Source organism: Mycobacterium heidelbergense (genome assembly GCF_050205645.1).
Lineage (GTDB): Bacteria > Actinomycetota > Actinomycetes > Mycobacteriales > Mycobacteriaceae > Mycobacterium > Mycobacterium heidelbergense_A.
The window spans coordinates 44387-62822 of record NZ_JBNMQT010000001.1 but is presented as its reverse complement, the minus strand read 5'-3'; the positions used below and the strand labels follow the sequence as shown (position 1 = coordinate 62822).

18 protein-coding genes are annotated in these 18436 nt (G+C 69.4%); 9 read left to right on the top strand and 9 right to left on the bottom strand.

The window, feature by feature from the left end:
* Positions 1–79: 79 nt before the first annotated feature.
* Entirely contained in the window at positions 80–361 is a 282-nt protein-coding gene (locus ACQI5H_RS00315; RefSeq protein ID WP_427077457.1) for a hypothetical protein, read from the top strand.
* Between the two features lie 191 nt (positions 362–552).
* Positions 553–1182 carry a DUF732 domain-containing protein gene (locus tag ACQI5H_RS00310; RefSeq protein WP_427077456.1) on the top strand — a complete coding sequence of 210 codons (630 nt, stop codon included), beginning with the start codon at positions 553–555 and terminating at the stop codon, positions 1180–1182.
* A gap of 3 nt (positions 1183–1185) precedes the next feature.
* Here ACQI5H_RS00310 and ACQI5H_RS00305 read toward each other — a convergent pair whose 3' ends face one another.
* Positions 1186–1791: a riboflavin synthase gene (locus ACQI5H_RS00305; protein ID WP_427077455.1), complete on the bottom strand. Its 606-nt coding sequence runs from the start codon at positions 1789–1791 to the stop codon at positions 1186–1188.
* A 72-nt stretch (positions 1792–1863) separates the two neighbouring features.
* On the opposite strand from ACQI5H_RS00305, the gene ACQI5H_RS00300 reads away from it, so the two are divergent.
* A complete protein-coding gene (locus tag ACQI5H_RS00300) occupies positions 1864–2568 on the top strand; it encodes an LppX_LprAFG lipoprotein (protein ID WP_427077454.1) in 705 nt (234 codons plus the stop codon).
* Between the two features lie 5 nt (positions 2569–2573).
* On the top strand, positions 2574–4124 hold the full coding sequence (locus ACQI5H_RS00295; RefSeq protein WP_427077453.1) for an MFS transporter: 1551 nt from the start codon (positions 2574–2576) through the stop codon (positions 4122–4124).
* On the opposite strand, the gene ribD is transcribed toward ACQI5H_RS00295, so the two are convergent.
* The 4 genes from ribD to fmt are packed head-to-tail and all read right to left on the bottom strand — an operon-like array spanning position 4121 to position 8164.
* Entirely contained in the window at positions 4121–5146 is a 1026-nt protein-coding gene (gene ribD / locus ACQI5H_RS00290) for a bifunctional diaminohydroxyphosphoribosylaminopyrimidine deaminase/5-amino-6-(5-phosphoribosylamino)uracil reductase RibD (RefSeq protein ID WP_427077452.1), read from the bottom strand. The genes ACQI5H_RS00295 and ribD overlap by 4 nt on opposite strands.
* Complete coding sequence (gene rpe / locus ACQI5H_RS00285) at positions 5143–5850, bottom strand: ribulose-phosphate 3-epimerase (RefSeq protein ID WP_427077646.1); 708 nt, start codon at positions 5848–5850, stop codon at positions 5143–5145. Before rpe ends, ribD begins: the two co-directional genes overlap by 4 nt.
* Positions 5851–5873: 23 nt before the next feature.
* A complete protein-coding gene (locus tag ACQI5H_RS00280; protein ID WP_427077451.1) occupies positions 5874–7238 on the bottom strand; it encodes an RsmB/NOP family class I SAM-dependent RNA methyltransferase in 1365 nt (454 codons plus the stop codon).
* Positions 7235–8164 carry a methionyl-tRNA formyltransferase gene (gene fmt, locus ACQI5H_RS00275; protein WP_427077450.1) on the bottom strand — a complete coding sequence of 310 codons (930 nt, stop codon included), beginning with the start codon at positions 8162–8164 and terminating at the stop codon, positions 7235–7237. The genes ACQI5H_RS00280 and fmt overlap by 4 nt, the downstream gene beginning before the upstream one ends.
* Before the next feature lie 118 nt (positions 8165–8282).
* Between fmt and ACQI5H_RS00270 the strand changes: the two genes are divergently transcribed.
* Entirely contained in the window at positions 8283–9098 is an 816-nt protein-coding gene (locus ACQI5H_RS00270; RefSeq protein ID WP_427077449.1) for a class I SAM-dependent methyltransferase, read from the top strand.
* Between the two features lie 15 nt (positions 9099–9113).
* Here the strand turns inward: ACQI5H_RS00270 and ACQI5H_RS00265 are convergent, their stop codons facing one another.
* From ACQI5H_RS00265 to ACQI5H_RS00255, 3 genes are all read right to left on the bottom strand, one after another.
* Positions 9114–9596 (bottom strand): MarR family winged helix-turn-helix transcriptional regulator, encoded by a 483-nt coding sequence (locus tag ACQI5H_RS00265; protein WP_427077448.1) that lies wholly within the window; start codon positions 9594–9596, stop codon positions 9114–9116.
* Between the two features lie 148 nt (positions 9597–9744).
* Positions 9745–11748 carry a primosomal protein N' gene (locus ACQI5H_RS00260; protein WP_427077447.1) on the bottom strand — a complete coding sequence of 668 codons (2004 nt, stop codon included), beginning with the start codon at positions 11746–11748 and terminating at the stop codon, positions 9745–9747.
* Positions 11749–11769: 21 nt separating this feature from the next.
* Positions 11770–12504 carry a lysoplasmalogenase gene (locus ACQI5H_RS00255; protein WP_427077446.1) on the bottom strand — a complete coding sequence of 245 codons (735 nt, stop codon included), beginning with the start codon at positions 12502–12504 and terminating at the stop codon, positions 11770–11772.
* Between ACQI5H_RS00255 and ACQI5H_RS00250 the strand changes: the two genes are divergently transcribed.
* Both ACQI5H_RS00250 and ACQI5H_RS00245 read left to right on the top strand, forming a co-directional pair.
* Entirely contained in the window at positions 12503–13471 is a 969-nt protein-coding gene (locus tag ACQI5H_RS00250; RefSeq protein ID WP_427077445.1) for an alpha/beta hydrolase, read from the top strand. The genes ACQI5H_RS00255 and ACQI5H_RS00250 overlap by 2 nt on opposite strands.
* Positions 13472–13493: 22 nt before the next feature.
* Entirely contained in the window at positions 13494–14456 is a 963-nt protein-coding gene (locus tag ACQI5H_RS00245) for an alpha/beta hydrolase (protein ID WP_427077444.1), read from the top strand.
* Here the strand turns inward: ACQI5H_RS00245 and ACQI5H_RS00240 are convergent.
* Positions 14453–15481, bottom strand: coding sequence for an AraC family transcriptional regulator ligand-binding domain-containing protein (locus ACQI5H_RS00240; protein WP_427077443.1), 1029 nt, complete (start codon positions 15479–15481; stop codon positions 14453–14455). The two genes, ACQI5H_RS00245 and ACQI5H_RS00240, sit on opposite strands and share 4 nt — an antisense overlap.
* A gap of 75 nt (positions 15482–15556) precedes the next feature.
* Here ACQI5H_RS00240 and ACQI5H_RS00235 point away from each other — a divergent pair, with 75 nt between their 5' ends.
* Together ACQI5H_RS00235 and ACQI5H_RS00230 are read left to right on the top strand one after the other, a co-directional pair.
* Positions 15557–16957, top strand: coding sequence for a cytochrome P450 (locus ACQI5H_RS00235; RefSeq protein ID WP_427077442.1), 1401 nt, complete (start codon positions 15557–15559; stop codon positions 16955–16957).
* A complete protein-coding gene (locus ACQI5H_RS00230) occupies positions 16954–18432 on the top strand; it encodes a flavin-containing monooxygenase (RefSeq protein ID WP_427077441.1) in 1479 nt (492 codons plus the stop codon). Before ACQI5H_RS00235 ends, ACQI5H_RS00230 begins: the two co-directional genes overlap by 4 nt.
* Positions 18433–18436 lie beyond the last annotated feature (4 nt).

The following is an 18436-nucleotide window of genomic DNA, read 5'->3' as shown; positions in this document are numbered from 1 at the left end:
CAACACGCAAACCAAATCGTGGCGTCGCCTGTGTATTGGCGCCCTCGCAGCCGGTGGCGTGGCGTTGTCCACTCTCGGAGTGACCTCGGGCGTTGCCCAGGCGGTGCCTCCGTCCGCTCCGATGTATCACCATCACTGGTGCCCTGGCGACCAGTGGAACAACGGCTGGGGCCCGTATCAGAACTGGAATAACTGCCGCGACTGGGACGACAACTACGGTCCGGCCGGTTACGGGGCACCTCCGCCGTGGGCGCGGCCGATGCCGCCGCCCCCGCCGTGGGCGCCGTGGGCCCAGGTCGTGTGGAACCCCGACGTGGGCGACTGGGGATTCTGGAACGGCCCCGCCTTCGTCCGGCTCTAACCAGCTATAAACAACCGATAAAGCCTTGACCGCAGCCGCACCAGGCGCTGCGGTCAAGTGCTTTGGTGAACTCACGGCAAATTGGCAGTTAATTTCCAGTGCACGGGTGGAATCCGATCCGCAGCCACACCTGTGGCATAGATCACTAGTCACGACCCGTCGGGGGCCCTAGCAGAACGGAAACCCCTGCCATGTTTACCGGCATCAGCACCCACGCCGGCCCCCTGGTTATCGCGATAGTGGCGCTCACTGGCGCTGCGATTTCGCGCGGCGGCGCGGCAGCGGCCGCCCCAAACCAGGACGACCAGTTCCTCGCACTACTCAATCAAGAAGGCGTCCCCGCCATTTCCGGCATACCGCAGCTCATCAAAACCGCCCATGAGGTATGCGGCCAACTAGACAGCGGCGTTCCGGTCAATACCGTGGTGGACGAGCTGGTGAACTTCGCCAACACCGCCACCCCCGGCGCCGACCCCGGCCGACTCCGTCGCACCGAGACCCGATTCCTCATTGCGTCGGCCGGCGCTTACTGCCCGAACCATCAGGTGGGCTTCACCAACCGGAATGGGTCACGACACCGGGTGAAGTTGGCCGCCTTCGTCGAAGGCGCTAACCCGACGGTTCCACCACGACCACCCGCACCGGACGCCCAAATGCTGCAGCCGCCACAGGCGGCGGCACCCGCCGCGCCGAAGCAGGCACCCCCAGAGGTTGGTCCGCCGCCGGGCGCCAGTGGCGGAGGGGGCGGCCACGGTGGCGGTACCGGCGGTGGCGGAGCCCCACCCACGGCCGGACCGGGCATCATCGCGCTCGCGCCGTGACGCTCAGGCTTGGCGGCTCATCAACCGCTCGACGTATTTGGCGATGACGTCCGCTTCGAGGTTCACCCGCGTGCCGACCGGGGCGTGACCAAGCGTGGTCAGCTCGCGGGTCGTCGGGATCAGCGAAACCTCGAACCAGTCCCGCGGCTCCGCGCCGAGCCCGGACACCGTCAGCGAAATGCCGTCGACGGTGATCGACCCCTTCTCGACGACGTAGCGAGCCACCGCCTCGGGGACCTCGATCCGGACCACCTCCCAGTTCTCCGAGGGCGATCGGGAGACCACCTGACCGGTGCCATCGACGTGGCCCTGGACGATGTGACCGCCAAGCCGGCTGTTCACCGCCGCGGCGCGCTCCAGGTTCACCCGGCTGCCAACCTCCACTGCGCCCAGATTGGACCGGTTCAGGGTCTCGGCCATCACGTCGGCGGTGAATTGCCCATCGCCCAGCAACTCGGCGACCGTCAGGCAGACGCCGTTGACAGCGATGGAATCGCCGTGGCCGGCATCGGCGGTGACGAGGGGCCCGCGAATGGTCAGGCGCGCCGCATCGGCGAGGACGTCTCGGCTGGTCACCTCTCCGAGTTCCTCGACAATTCCGGTGAACATTGCACCAGGCTAATTGGCCACGGGCCCTGGCGTTCTCGAACCCGGTCCGCGGCACCCTCTACGATGCAGAGTATGCAGACCCGCCACCGTGTATTGGCCGTCCTCGCTTCCCTAAGCCTCACCACCGCCCTAATCGCCGGCTGTTCGTCGGGCTCGAAACCCAGCGGCGCACCGCTGCCCGATGCCTCGACACTGGTCAAGCAATCCGCCGACACCACCAAGAACGTCAAGAGCGTGCACCTGGTGCTGTCGGTCCAGGGCAAGGTCCAGGGGCTGCCCATCAAGGTGCTCAACGGTGACCTCACCACCGCCCCCGCCACCGCCGCGTCGGGCAATGTCCAGCTGACGTTGGCGGGCTCCGACATCGACGCGAACTTCGTCGTCTACGACTCGGTGCTGTATGCCACGCTCACCCCGAACAAGTGGAGCGATTTCGGCAAGGCCTCCGACATCTACGACGTCTCCGCGATCCTGAGTCCCGACAACGGCCTGGCCAACGTGCTGGCGAACTTCCGCGACGCCAAGGCCGAGGGCCGCGAAACGATCAACGGCCAGAACACCATTCGCATCAGCGGCAACGTCCCGGCCGACGCGGTGAACAAAATCGCGCCGCCGTTCAATGCGACGCAGGCGCTGCCGAGCACCGTCTGGATCCAGGAGAGCGGCGATCACCAGCTGGTCCAGGTCAACCTGCAGAAGAGCCAGGGCAATTCCGTCCAGATGACGCTGTCCAACTGGAACCAGCCGGTCACCGTCACGAAGCCCCCGGTCAGCTGATGGGCATGCGGGCGGGACGCGGCGTCGCGATCAGTGCGGGCAGCCTGGCGGTACTGCTGGGCGCCCTGGACACCTATGTCGTGGTCACGATCATGCGCGACATCATGCGGGACGTTCATATCCCGCTCAACCAGCTGCAGCGGATCACCTGGATCGTCACGCTGTACCTGCTGGGCTACATCGCCGCCATGCCGCTGCTGGGCCGGGCGTCCGACCGGTTCGGTCGCAAACTGCTGCTGCAGACCAGCCTGGCGCTGTTCATTGTCGGCTCGGTGGTGACCGCACTGGCCGGGCATTTCGGCGATTTCCACATGCTGGTCGCCGGCCGCACCGTTCAGGGCATCGCCAGCGGTGCCCTGTTGCCGGTCACCCTCGCCCTGGGTGCCGACCTGTGGGCCCAACGCAACCGCGCCGGCGTGCTCGGCGGCATCGGCGCCGCGCAGGAACTCGGCAGCGTGCTGGGCCCGCTGTACGGCATTTTCATCGTCTGGTTGTCCCACGACTGGCGCTACGTGTTCTGGATCAACGTCCCGCTGACCTTGATCGCCATGGCGATGATCCAGTTCAGCCTGCCGTCGCACGACCGAGCCGACGAGCCGGAGAAGATCGACCTGGTGGGTGGTCTACTGCTGGCCGTTGCGTTGGGCCTGGCGGTCATCGGGCTGTACAACCCCCAACCCGATGGCAAGCAGCTGCTGCCGAGCTACGGGTTGCCCTTGGTGATCGGGGCGATTGCCGTCGGGGTGGTCTTCGTGATCTGGGAGCGCTTCTCGCGCACCCGGCTGATCGAACCGGCGGGCGTGCATTTCCGGCCGTTCCTGGCCGCGCTGGGCGCGTCGGTGACGGCGGGTGCGGCGCTGATGGTGACCCTGGTCGACGTCGAGCTGTTCGGCCAGGGCGTGCTGCAGATGGACCAGAACCAAGCGGCCGGCCTGCTGCTGTGGTTCCTCATCGCGCTGCCGATCGGGGCGGTGCTGGGCGGCTGGATCGCGACCCGGATCGGCGATCGGGCGATGACCTTCATCGGCCTGTTGATCGCGGCCTACGGGTATTGGCTGATCCATTATTGGCGCGAGGATCTGTTGGAACAGCGCCACAACATCTTTGGCCTCATCACGTTGCCGGCGATGCACGCCGACCTGCTGGTGGCCGGCTTCGGACTCGGCCTGGTGATCGGGCCGCTGACGTCGGCCGCCCTGCGCGTCGTCCCGCCCGCCCAACACGGCATCGCCTCGGCCGCGGTGGTGGTGGCCCGGATGACCGGCATGCTGATCGGGATGGCCGCGCTGAGCGCCTTCGGCTTCTACTCGTTCAACCGGAAGCTGGCGCACCTGACGGCCGAGATCCCGCCCAACGCCACCCTCATGGAACGAGTGGCCGCCCAGGCAACCCTGTTCCTGAAGGCGTTCGCCGAGATGTTCGGCGACATCTTCCTGATCACCGTGGGCATCTGCATAGCGGGGGCGCTGCTAGGCCTGCTGATAGGCGGCCGCAAGGAACACGCCGAGGACACGGAAGTCCCCGAGCAAGAGGCCGTCGCGCTGGGCGAGCGCTAGCCGCCGTGCGGCACCAGGCTGATCACTAGGTCCGGGCCGGCCCGGTCGACGCCGTCGAACTGCCAACGCAACGCCTTGGAAATGCTGGACACCCCCACGTCGTCGACGGCGGTGATAGGGCCACCGACCAGGATCGGCGCGACGTAGGCCAGGATGCGGTTGATCGCGCCGGCACGCAGGAACGCGCCGGCGAGCGTGGGCCCCCCCTCCAGCAGGACGTCGGTGCGGTCGGAAAGCGCCTTGAGCACCTCGGCGGGATCGTGGGTGCGAATCACCATGGTGCGCGAATCGTCGTTGAGAACCTTTGCCTCGGAAGGTATTTCGCGCATCCCGACCACCACGCGCAGCGGTTGTTTGTCCGCCAGCGAACCGTCGGGCAGCCGGGCCGTCAGTGCCGGGTCGTCGGCCAGCACGGTGCCGGTGCCGACGACGATCGCGTCGGCCATGGCGCGGCGCCGATGCAGATCCAACCGTGAGGCCTCACTGGAGATCCACTTACTCGAACCGTCCGAGGCGGCGCTGCGCCCGTCGATGCTGCTGGCGTACTTCCACGTCAGGTGCGGCAGCCCCGTGCGTTGCCGGTGCAGCCACTCGCGCAGCGGCCCGCCCGCCACCTCATCGGCCAGCACTCCGGAGCGCACCTGGACGCCCCCCGCCGAGAGCCGGTCCGCCCCGCCGCCCGCGATCGCGTTCGGATCCGCGACGGCGTAGACCACCGTCGCCACCTCGGCGTCGATCAGCGCGTTCACGCACGGCGGCGTCTTGCCGTAGTGGTTGCACGGCTCCAGGGTGACCACCGCGACGCCGCCGGCCGCCAGGCTCCCGGCCCGGCGCAGCGCGACCACCTCGGCGTGGTCGCCGCCGGCCGGCGCGGTCCCGCCGACGCCGACGACCCGGCCCTCGGGATCGAGGATGACGGCCCCCACCGGCGGATTCGGATAGGTGGTTCCCTTGACCTGGTAGGACTGCTCGATGGCGAGGCGCATGGCCGACTCGATGCCGTCGACCCGCTCGGGGCTCATAAGCCCAGGTGCGGTGAGGCGGCACCGGCCTGACGCCGCAACGCCCGCACCGCGGCCTCCGGATCCTGGGCGCCGTACACCGCCGAACCGGCGACAAAGCAGTCGACGCCGGCCTCGGCGGCCTGCTCGATCGTCTCCTCGTTGATGCCGCCGTCGATTTCGACAAGGATCGTGAGCTCGCCGGCGTCGACCATCTTGCGCACCGTCCGGACCTTGGCGAGCACCTCGGGGATGAAGCTCTGGCCGCCGAAGCCGGGCTCCACCGACATCACGAGGAAGGTGTCGAAGTGGGGCAGGATTTCGAGGTAGGGATCCAGCGGAGTCTTCGGCTTGATGCTGAGCCCGGCCTTGGCGCCGGCCGCGCGGATATCGCGGGCTACCCCGACGGGATTGTCGGTGGCCTCGGCGTGGAAGGTGACGTTGTACGCGCCCGCCTCCGCGTACGGCGGTGCCCACCGGTCCGGATTGTCGATCATCAGATGGCAATCCATCGGGATGTCCGTATGGGTCAGCAGGCTCTCGACCACCGGCAGCCCGATCGTCAGGTTCGGCACGAAGTGGCCGTCCATCACGTCGACGTGCAGCCAGTCGGCGCCCTCCACCGCGGCCGCTTCGTCGGCGAGCCGGGCGAAGTCGGCGGCCAGGATGGACGGCGCGATCAGGGGGCCCGTCACAGGTCCCGTGCTGTGTGACATGAGCGCCAGACTACTGAGCGGTGGTCGGAAGCTCACGCAAGGCGGCGCAGCGCGGCGGCGAACATCGCGTCGGTGCCGTGCCGGTGCGGCCAAAGCTGTGCGTAGGGGCCCTCCTCCAGCTGCGCGGGTTCGAGCAGCGGCCGGGTATCCAGCGCGCACACCGGCTGACGGCGCAGCGCGTCGGCGACGACGCCGACGGTTTCGGCCAGGTGCGGTGAACAGGTCGCATACAGCACCACGCCGCCGGGCCGGGTCAGCGCGATCGCCGCGGCCAGCAGCTCGCGTTGCAGCTTGGCCAGCGCCGGCACGTCGGCCGGCTGACGCCGCCAGCGGGCCTCCGGACGCCGGCGCAACGCGCCCAGCCCGGTACACGGCACGTCGACGAGGACGCGGTCGAATCCGGGCTCGAGGCCGGTCTGCCGCCCGTCGACCCGCAGCACGTCAACCCCGAGCCCGCGGGTGTTCTGCTCGACCATCTCCGCGCGGCGCGGCGCCGGCTCGACCGCCGTGACCCGGGCCCCGGACTGGGCGCCCAGCCCCGCCAGCAGCGCGGTCTTGCCGCCCGGCCCCGCGCACAGGTCCAGCCACCGCCCCGCGTCGTCGTCGACCGGGGCCAGCGTCAGCGCGAGGGCCACCAACTGGCTCCCCTCGTCCTGAACCAGCGCGTCACCGTCGCGCACCGGCGCCAGCCGCCCGGGGTCGCCGCCGGGCAGGTAGACCGCGTACGGCGAATAGCGGCCGACGCTGCCGCCCACCGCGTCGGCGAGCTCGCCGGCGGTGAGAACCCCGGGGCGCGCCGCCAAATGCACCTGGGGCCGTTCGTCGTCGCTGACCAGCAGCGCGTCGAGTTCCGTCGCCGCCGCACCCAGCGCGTCGGCGAAGGCCTGGGCTATCCACCTCGGGTGTGCCCGCACGAACGCTGCGTGCCCGATCGGATCTCGTGCGGGATCCGGGGCCAACTCCTCGACCCAGGACTTCTCGTCCCGTGCCGCGATGGTTCGCAGCACGCCGTTGACGAAACCCGCTCGCGCCGAGTCGAATTCGATGCCCGCCTGTTCGACCGTGGTGGATACCGCGGCGTGGGCGTCGACCCGGGTGCGCAGCAATTGGTAGGTGCCCAGCCGCAGCAGGTCGAGCAGCACCGGGTTGATCGCGTCCGGCGACCTTCCGGCCGCCGCACCGATGATCGCGTCGAGCAGGCCCCGGGTGCGACACGTGCCGTAGGTCAGTTCGGTGGCGAAAGCCGCGTCGCGACTGCTGATTCCGCGTTCGCGCAGCCGCGCGGGCAGCGCGAGGTTCGCGTACGCGTCGCGCTCGCTGACGGCGCGCAGCACCTCGAACGCGGCGGCACGGGCGGGGTCGAGCGGCCGGCGCCGCCGCCGCGGTTGGGGGCTCACGACGCCCGCGCGGCGGGGTCGAGCCTGGCGCCCCGCGCCCAGTCGACGGCGTTCATGAGTTTCTTTCCGGGCGGCTGAATTTGGCCCAGCCGCACCGGCTCCGAGCCGGTGCCGATCCACACGCTCTTGCGGTCGACGCGAATATCGCCGGGCGGCAAAGGTTCTGGAGCCTCGTCGAGGTGGACCGGACCGAGTTTGACCCGCAGGTCACCGATGAGCGTCCAGGCGCCCGGGTTGGGTGTGACGGCGCGGATGCGGCGTTCGACGACCGGCGCCGGCAGGTCCCAACGCACCCGGGCCCCCTCCACGGTGACCTTCGGCGCGACGCTGACCCCGTCGGCGGGCTGGGGCCGCGGCGTCAGTGTGTCGTCGGCGATGCCGTCCAGCGTGGTCGACAGCAGCGCCGCCCCGGAAAGGGCAAGGCGCTCAAGCAGATCGCCCGCGGTGTCGGTCGGCCGGATCGTCTCGGTCACGACGCCGTAGACCGGTCCGGAGTCCAGGCTCGGCTCGATCTGAAACGTCGTCGCCCCGGTGATGGCGTCCCCCGCGGCGATCGCGGCCTGCACCGGCGCCGCACCGCGCCAGGCGGGCAGCAGCGAGAAGTGCAAGTTGATCCAGCCGCGCGGGGGCACCGCGAGCAGGGCGTCGCGCAGCAGCGCGCCGTAGGCCACCACCGCGCAGCACTCGGGCCCGAACTCCGTGAGCTCCGCGACGAATTCCGGTGAGTTCGGCCGCGCCGGCCGCAGCAAGGGGATGCCTCGGTCGAGCGCCTCGCGGGCCACCGGTGACGGCTGCGGCGTGCCTCGCCGGCCGGAGGCGGCGTCGGGCCGGGTCAGCACGGCGACCACCTCGTGGCGGGGTGAATTGATCAGGCCACGCAGCGCGGGCAGCGCGGGCTCGGGGGTACCGGCGAAGACGAGACGCACGCGCACAAGTCTAGGAATGACGGGATCTCCGCAGGACATGCCCAGGTTTTACACAGTTGCATCTGTATATTGTTTCTTTAAGTTACTATTTCTAGTGGTTCCTATCTTTGGAGGTCCGATGACCCTCGACACGACGACCGACGACCTGGCGTCCACGCATCGCACCATGTGGGCGCTGGGCGACTATGCCCTGATGGCCGAGGAAGTGATGGCCCCGCTCGGCCCAATCCTGGTGGCCGCCACCGGCATTGGGCCCGGCGATCGGGTGCTCGACGTCGCCGCCGGGTCGGGCAATATCTCGCTGCCGGCCGCCCGCGCGGGGGCCGCCGTCGTGTCCACCGACCTGACGCCGGAGCTGCTGGAGCGGTCCCGGGCGCGGGCCGCGGCCGAGGGATTGACGCTCGACTACCGGGAGGCCAACGCGCACGCGCTGCCGTTCGGCGACGGCGAATTCGACACCGTGCTCTCGGCGATCGGCGTGATGTTCGCCCCCGACCACCGGCGCGCGGCCGGCGAGCTGGTCCGGGTCTGCCGGCCGGGCGGGACGATCGGTCTGATCAGCTGGACCGCGGAAGGATTCTTCGGCCGGATGCTGGCCACCATCAGGCCCTATCGGCCCAGCCTGTCGCCCGCCGTACCCCCGGCGGCGTTATGGGGACGCGAGGACTACATCGCCGGGCTGCTGGGAGATCGAATCCGCGGCGTCGAAACCAGGCGCGGCATGTTGGCCGTGCAGCGGTTCGACACCGCCGCGGCCGTGCACGACTACTTCAAGAATCACTACGGCCCGACGATCGAGGCCTACGCGAACATCGCCCACAATCGGGTGCTGACGGCCGAGCTCGACGCCCAACTCCTCGAACTCGCACAGGAATACCTCGCCGACGGAACCATGGAATGGGAGTACCTGCTGCTGATCGCGGACAAGCGCTGAGTCCGGTTGCGGCGCCTACACGGCGTCGACGTCGAGGTGAACGTCGGGCTCGCCGCCGGCGGCGGTGAATGCCGTCAGGGCCCGCACCAGCCCGTGCCGCTCCGGCGGCGGCATTTTCTCCACGATGGCCGCGATTTCGGAACGTCGGTACGCGGTGACCCGGCGGACGACCTCGCGCCCGCGCGGGGTCAGCGCGGCGAGCAGTTCGCGCCGCGACGTCGGGTGCGGCAGGCGATCGATCAGCCCGGCGGAGACGAGCCTGTCGACCATCCGCCCGGTGGCCGACGGCTGCACACCCAGCAGGCCGGCCAGCGTGGCCAGGTTGACCGGGCCGCGGTTGGAAAGGATGACCAGCGTCCGGAACTGCGGAATGGTGATGGACTCGTCGACCTGTCCGATGGAGCGGGCCGATACGGCCACCAGTAGCCGGGACGCGGTCAGCAACGCATCGGTGATCACATCCAGCGACTCGTCAGCGGCCGTCGTGTCCGGTGCCATCGTGCCCCCTCTCCCGAACCTTTACGCGGGCCATTGCGGGCCAAAGAACAGAAAGTGTAACAGCGTCAATATCGTAAGCACGGATTATTTCCGACGCACACTATCGCCATCGGGCGCGCATCGATCCCGCTGCCCGGGACGTTCGCCATTACCCGATGTGCAGCGGGTCCATCTGCACCCGCAGCGGCTCATGGGTTTGCCGCGCGCTGAGCACACCGACGGCGCTCCGCAAGCCGGCCGCCAGGGCCAGCCCCTGCTCACGGCGCACCCGGACCAACATCCGAGTCACCGCCGCGCCGGCAGCGCTCCCTGCCGGACGGCGTACACCCGACGGCAGGTCGACCGGTCCGAGCAGATCGGCCCCGTCGGGCAACCCGGCCTCGTCCAGCAACGCCGCGACCGCGCCCGCCGTCCCATCGATGGCGGCCATGTGCACGCTCGGCGGCAGGCCGACTTCGGTTCGCGCGGTCAGTTCGGCGTCGGCGTGACCCACCGGATCCCAGCGGATCAGCGATTGCACTGTGGGAATTGACGATTCGGCTACCACCGTGACCACGCCCCCGTCGCCGCGGGGACGCACCAGCGCGGCGGCGCTCATCCAGCGCCACAGGGCGTCCTCTGCCGCGCGCAGATCTTGCCGGCCCAACAGCGCCCAGGTATCCAGCAGCAACGCCGCGCCGTACCCGCCCGGGGCGCGGGGCTCGGCGCCCGGGGTGGCAACCACCAGGGCCGGGTGGTCGGCGACCTCCGCCACGACGGCGTCGCCCGCCGAGGTGACGACCGCCGTGCCGGGGAACGCGCGGCCGAGCTCCTCCGCGGTGCGCCGGGCCCCCACGACCACCGCACGCACCGCGTCGGATCCGCAACGCGCGCACCGCAGCGCCGGTTCGGCGCGGCCACACCAGCGGCAGACGGCACCCAGCCCGTGTTCCTGTAGCGACAGCGGACCGGTGCAGTGCCGGCAACGGGCGATGGCGCGGCAGCGCCCGCAGGCCAGCGAGGGCACATAACCCCGCCGCGGCACCTGAACGAGCACCGGCGCGCCGGCCTCCAGCGACGCGCGGGCCGCGCGCAGCGCGATGGACGGTATCCGGGCGGTGCGGGCCGCCGGGTCGCGTTCGTCGGCGTAACCGGTGTCGTCCAGCGCCACCACCCGCGGAGTACGGGCGCGCACCACCGGCCGGGCCGCCACGATGTCGTGCGCCCATCCGCTGCGCACCAGCGCCTGCGCCTCGGCGGTGCGGGCATAGCCCCCGATCAGCGCCGCACACCGCGCCTGATGCGCGCGCAGCATCGCCACCTCCCGGGCATGCGGGTACGGCGCCCGCGGCTCGGCCAGGCTGTCGTCGGCGTCGGCCCAGACCATGACCAGGCCCAGGTCGGACATAGGCGCGAAGACCGCGCTGCGGGTGCCGATCACCAGCCGGGCGCTGCCCCGCAGCGCGGCGAGCCAGCGCCGGTAGCGTGCGGCCGGCCCCAGGCCCGCCGACAGCGCGACCACGCCGCGTTCGTCGATCCGGGCCGTCGCGGATCGCCACAGCGCGTCCAGATCGCGCTGATCGGGCACGATCGCCAGCACCGCGCGCCCGGCGCGGATGGTGTGCGCGGCGGCCTCGGCGAAGCGATCCGCCCACGACTCGCCCGGCAGCGCCTGCCACACCGCGCGCGCGGCACGCGACTCGGCCAGGGCGGCCAGGAACTGCCCGCCGCGCGCGTAGAGCTCCCAACCCGAGGGATCGACGGGTGCCGGCGGCGCCGGGTCCGGCGGGGCCGCCGCGGTTTCCCGCTCCACCCTGGCGTGCCTGGCCGGGACCGCCAGGCGCAGCACGTCCGGCCGGGTACCGGCGTACCGCGCGGCCACCGCGTCGACCAAGCGGCGAATCTCCGCGGTCAGTACCGGTTCGGGCGACACGACGCGATCGAGCCAACCCAGCTTGCCGGCGTGATCGGTGTCGTTACGGCGCTCAAGCACGAACGCGTCGACCAGCCGGCCGTGAAAGCGCACCCGAACCCGAACCCCCGGCTGGGCATCGTCGGACTGCTCGGCCGAGACCAGGTAGTCGAATTCGCGATCCAGGTGCGGGACCGACAGCATCGGCAGCACCCGGGCGATGGGCTCCACCTCGACGGGTGTGCGCGGTTTGGGAGTCACGCTGCCTCGCGAGATGTGTTGCTACCCTTGGCTTTCAATATTCTCGGCGGCGTCGTCGGCGGGTTGTTCTCGACCGAAAAAGAAACCGGCGGTGATCAGGATCTGGGCCGCGGCGTACGTCCACCAGATCGGCACCGCGAGCGCCTCGTTGCCCAGGATGAACCGCCCGATGCCGATCATCGCGTCCGACACGGCGAAACACACGGCGCCCACCGCCGTCCAGATCGTCGGCAGCTCCGCCAACAATGCCGCGCACACCATGGCGGTCAGCACCACGATGTAGGCCGTTACCGGAAGCTTGTCCTTGCCGAGATGCGGCCACAGCCATGCCAGCAACGACGTCGTCGCCACGCACATCAGGGCGACGGCGGCCAGCCGCGGCCGCGACCGCGCGCGTGCCAGGGGAAGCAGCGCGCCCAGAAAACACAGGTGCGCCAACAGGAACGCGGCGAGACCGCCGACGAACGACGGCGCCCACCACGGGATCGCCAGCAGCCAGTCGCCGATGGCCGACAGCAGCAGCGCCGGCATCAGCCAGCGCCGCTCGCGCACGACGGCGTGCGCTACCGCGGCGACCGTCAGCAACAGCGCCATCGATGCCTTGAACGGCGGCTGCAGCACCCACTGACCGGTCAGCTCGATGCCCGGGGGCGAGCGCAATGCGATCACCGTCAGGTAGATGCCGTAGGCCAGTCCCGCCCAGCCGGCCACCACCCAACACCCGGCAACCAGGCGGGATGCGTACGGTACCTCCATGCCCGCCTTGGAGAAAAAAGCCGACGAGATCGACCCCATCCTGCTGAAGGTACTGGATGCGGTTCCGTTCCGGCTATCGGCCGACGACGGCATCGAGGCTGCGCGCCAGCGGTTCCGCGACCTGCCGCGCCGCTCCTTTCATCCCGAATTGCGGGTCGAGGACCGGACCATCGACGGGCCGGCCGGCCCTATCGGCATCCGGATCTATTGGCCGCCAATCGATTCCGATTCCCGCGCGCCGAGCGCCGGTTGGCCTGTCGTCGTGTTTTTCCATGGCGGCGGCTTCGTCGTGGGCGACCTCGACACCCACGACGGAGAGTGCCGGCAGCACGCGGTGGGCGCGGACGCGATCGTGGTGTCCGTCGACTACCGGTTGGCGCCCGAGCACCCGTACCCGGCGGCGGTCGAAGACGCTTGGGCCGCAACGCTTTGGGTCGCCGAGCACGCCGCCGAGATCGGCGCCGACAGCGCCCGGATGGCCGTGGCCGGGGATTCGGCGGGCGGCACCATCTCGGCGGTGATGGCCCAGCGCGCCCGCGCCGGCAACGGCGGACCCGAGTTGGTGTTTCAGCTGCTGTGGTATCCGTCGGCGATGTGGGACCCGTCGCTGCCGTCGTTCACCGAGAACGCCTCGGCGCCAATCCTCGACACCCGCGCCGTCGCCGCGTTCTCCCGGTGGTACGCCGGCGAAATCGACCTGTCCGATCCCCCTCCGGGGATCGCGCCGGGCCGGGCGAAAGACCTGGCCGGCGTGGCGCCGGCCTACATCGGCGTCGCGGGCCACGATCCGCTGCGGGACGACGGCATCCGGTACGGCGAGCTGCTGGCCGTCGCCGGTGTGCCCGTGGAGGTGCACAACGCCGAGACGATGGTGCACGGCTACCTCGGCTACGCCGGCGTGGTGCCCGCCGCCACCGCCGCGCTGGAGCGCGGCCTCGCGGCGCTGCGCAATGCGCTGTACAGGTAAATCGCTGACGTATGTTGTACCAATGATTGAGCCCACCATCGCCCGACCAGGCATCGATCCGACATTCAAGACGCTGCTCGACGCCTACCCGATGACGTTCAAGGCAAGCGACGGCGTCGAGGTCGCCCGCGCGCGGCTCAAGCAGCTCCAGGTGCCCGTGGAAATGCTTCCACAGCTGCGGGTCGAAGAGCGGACGATCGGGTACGGCGAGCTCAGCGACATTCCCGTTCGGATCTACTGGCCGGCCGAGGTGGATTCGCCGTTGCCCGTCGTCGTCTTCTATCACGGCGGCGGATTCGCGCTGGGCGACCTGGACACCCACGAGCCCGTCGCCCGCGCGCACGCCGTCGGCGCGCAGGCCATCGTGGTGTCCGTCGACTACCGGCTCGCGCCGGAACATCCGTTCCCCGCCGGCGTCAACGACTCCTGGGCCGCGCTGCAGTGGGTCGCCGAGCATGCCGCCGAGCTGGGCGGCGACCCGGACCGGATCGCCGTCGCCGGCGACTCGGCGGGCGGCAACCTGGCCGCGGTCATGGCGCACCTGGCGCGCGAGAACGGCGGGCCCAAGCTGGCGTTCCAGCTGCTGTGGTACCCCGTCGTCACCGCCGACCTGTCACTGCCGTCGTATACCGAGAACGCCAACGCGCCGATCCTGGACCGCGATGTCATCGACGCCTTCCTGACCTGGTACCTGCCCGGCATCGACATCAGCGACGCCACGACGCTGCCGGTCACCCTCGCCCCGGCCAACGCTCCCGACCTGTCCGGTCTGCCGCCCGCCTACATCGGGACCGCGGAACACGATCCGCTGCGCGACGACGGGGCCCGCTACGCCCAGCTGCTCAATGCCGCGGGTGTGCCCGCCGAACTGAGCAATGAGCCGACCCTGGTGCACGGTTATGCCAGCTTTGCCCTCGTGATACCCGCGGCGGCCGAGGCCACCAACCGCGGGCTGGCGGCGCTGAGGAAGGCGCTGCACCCCTAGCCTTGGCGTGAATACGCGCTGGGCGCAACGCCATACCAGCGTTTGAACGCGTGCGAAAACGTCGAGACTTCGGTGTAACCCAGCCGCGTGGACACCTCCTCAACCGTCAGCCCGACATTGCGCAACAAGTCCACGGCCACGGTGGATCTCGCCTCGTTCAGCAGCGCCCGGAACGACGCGCCTTCCTCGGCGAGCCGCCGGCGCAGCGTTCGCGGATGGACGTCGAGTTCCTCGGCGATGTCGGGAAGCGTTGGGAACACACCGGAATCGCGGAACAGCTTGCTGCGCACCAACGCGGTGATGCCGAGCCGGCGCTCGCTGCTCTGCATCAGCACGTCGCATTGCGCCATGCACATTTCCAGCGTGTGCCGGTCGGCCTGCGGCAGCGGCTCGTCGAACATCGCGCGCGGGAAGTGCAGCCTGTTGTGCGCCCGGCCGAACTTGACGTCGTGCACCGGCACGAGGTCGAGCAGCGGCCGCAGCAGTTCCTCGTCGACCGCCAGTTCCGTCGACACCTGATCGGCATACTTTTCGGCCACCGGCAGCGCGAAAGCCGTTGTGGTCGCGATGATTCCGGCGATGTCGCGCTCGATGAAGAAACCGCGCACATCGGCGGGCAGATGGTCGGCGTCGAGCTCGATGACACAGTCCTCGGCGGTCTCGAACAGGGTGAGGCGGATGTGCATCGTGGTCAGCGCGAAATAGCGCATCGCGATGGAAAACAATTCCCGCAGGGTGCCGCACGACATCACCGCGAACCCGAACAATCCCAGGTGGGTGAGCGTGGACCGGCTACCCACATCCACGCCGATGCCGCTTTGGCCCGGAAGCCGGGTCAGCACCCGACGCACCGCCGTGATCTCGTCGAGCGCGCTGACCATGGCATCCGGGTTGTCGAGGTCTGCCAGCTCGATCGCGGTGCCCGCAAGCACCTCGCTCGTCGGCACCCCGCGCTCGTTGGCGACCTCGCACAACACCCGGGTCGCATGCACCGGGTGACTCACAGTTGCCGCGGGATGTGGCATCAGTTGTCCTAAATTCCCAACTCTGTGTCCGATAATCTCATTACTGGCCACGGGCGTCACCCCTACAGTTGAGTCATGGCGACCCTCACCGTTGAGCCGCCGCTGGCGGGGCCCTCCAGACGCCTGAGCTTTTGGACGATGACCCGCGAGGCCCTCACCGTCGGATTCGACGTGGGCGACGGATTCATGAGCCGGATATCCGGCAGTGATATCGTCCGATTCCGCTGCGCCAGTAGGCGTTTCGTCTCGATCAGCCACCCGGATTACGTCGATCACGTCCTGCACGAAGCCCGGCTGAAATACGTCAAGTCATACGAGTACGAGCCCATCCGGGCCACCGCCGGCATCAACCTACTCACCGACGAGGGCGATTCCTGGGCCGCGCATCGCGGCCTGCTGAACCCGACCTTCGCCCGCCGCCACCTCAACGGCATCGTCGACCTGATGATCGACCCGATCACGGCCATCACCGACAAGCTGCCGACGGGCACGCGCTTCGACATCCACGAGACGATGGTCGAGGCGACGCTGCGCGTGGTCGCCAATTCCCTGTTCAGCCAGGACTTCGGGCCGTTGGTCGAAAGCATGAACGACCTGGCGACGCGCGGGCTGCGGCATGCCGAGCGGCTGCAACGGCTCGGGCTGTGGGGCCTGATGCCTCCTCCTGTCTACGACGCGCTGCACTGGCTGGCCTTCTCCGGTGTCCGCCTGCCGCCGCCGTTGCGCGACATGCAGGACATCACCCTGACTCTCGACCGCGCGGTCAATGCGGTGATCGATGAGCGATTGCTGCACCCCACCGACTCCGAAGACCTGCTCAACGTGTTGCTGCGCGCCGACGGCGGGCGGTGGCCACGTCAACGGATCCGCGACGAGGCCCTGACATTCATGCTCGCCGGCCACGAAACCACGGCGAACGCCATGTCCTGGTTCTGGTATCTGATGGCGCAGCACCCCGACGCCCGCGACCGGATGCTCGCCGAAATCGACGACGCGCTGGGCGCTCGCCGCCCATGCGCCGACGACCTCGGCAGGCTGCCGTGGACCACCGCGTGCCTGCAGGAATCGCAGCGCTACTACTCGGCCGTGTGGACGATCTCGCGGCGGGCCATCGAGGACGATGTCATCGGGGGTCCATCGGCGGCTCACCACATCCGCCGCGGCACCACCGTGCTCATTCCGATCCACCACATTCACCACGATCCGCGCTGGTGGCCCGACCCGGAGACGTTCGACCCCAACCGTTTTTGCACACCGGATAAAGACCGGCCCCGCTCGGCGTATCTGCCGTTCGGCGGCGGCCGGCGCATCTGCATCGGGCAGAGCTTCGCCCTGATGGAGATGGTGCTGATGGCGGCAATCATGAGTCAGCGCTTCACCTTTGACCTCGCGCCCGGCCCGCCCGTCGAACTCGAGGCGACGCTGACGCTACGACCGAAGGACGGAGTGCACGTGATCGGAAAGCCGCGCACATGAACCCCGACTACCACACCCTGATCGTCGGCGCCGGATTCTCCGGGATCGGCGCCGCGATCAAGCTCGACAAGGCACGGCTGCCCAACTACCTGGTGGTCGAGGCCGGCGACGGGGTAGGCGGCACCTGGCACTGGAACACCTATCCCGGTATCGCCGTGGACATTCCGTCGTTTTCCTATCAGTACTCCTTCGAGCAGAGCCCGCGCTGGTCGCGAACCTACGCGCCGGGACACGAGCTGAAGGCCTACGCCGAACACTGCGTGGACAAGTACGGCATCCGGTCGCGGATCCGGTTCAACACCAAGGTGCTTTCCGCCGAGTTCGACGACGAGCGGTCGTTGTGGCGGGTGCAGATCGACCCTGGCGGAGAAATCACGGCGAGGTTCTTGATCAGCGCCAGCGGCGTGCTGACCGTGCCGAAGCTGCCCGACATCGACGGCGTGGACTCGTTCGCCGGCGTCACCATGCACACCGCGCGCTGGGACCACACCCAGGACCTCACGGGCAAGCGCGTCGCGATCATCGGCACCGGCGCGTCGGCGGTCCAAGTGATCCCGGAGATCGCCCCAATCGTCAAGCAGCTCACGGTGTTTCAGCGCACCCCGATCTGGTGCTTCCCGAAGTTCGACGTCCCGCTGCCCGCGCCGGCGCGCTGGGCGATGCGCATCCCGGGCGGCAAAGCCATCCAGCGGCTGCTCAGCCAGGCTTTCGTCGAGCTGACCTTCCCGATCGCGGCGCAATACTTCACCGTCTTTCCGATGGCCAAGAGGATGCAGTCGGCCGGGCTTTCCTATCTGCGTCAGCAGGTCCACGACCCGACGGTGCGCGACCAACTCACCCCGCGCTACGCGGTCGGCTGTAAGCGGCCGGGCTTCCACAACACGTACCTGGCCACCTTCAACCGCGACAACGTGCGGCTGGTCACCGAACCGATCGACAAGATCACGCCCGCGGCGGTGGCCACCACCGACGGCGAAAACCACGAGGTCGACGTGCTGATCCTGGCGACCGGCTTCAAGGTGATGGACACCGACAACGTCCCGACCTTCGCGGTCACCGGAAGCGGCGGCCGGTCGCTGAGCCGCTTCTGGGACGAACACCGGCTACAGGCCTACGAGGGCGTCAGCATTCCCGGTTTCCCCAACATGTTCACCGTGTTCGGCCCATACGGCTACGTCGGCTCATCGTATTTCGCGCTGATCGAGACCCAGACCCACCACATCGTGCGGTGCCTGAAGCACGCCCGGCGCAAGGGCGCGGCGCGGGTCGAGGTCACCGAGGAAGCCAACGACCGGTACTTCGCCGAGATGATGCGCAAGCGGCATCGTCAGGTCTTCTGGCAGGACAGCTGCCGGCTGGCCAACAGCTACTACTTCGACAAGAACGGCGACGTGCCGCTGCGCCCGGCCACCACGGTGGAGGCCTACTGGCGCAGCCGACGCTTCGACCTCGGCGACTACCGATTCACCGGCTAGGCCG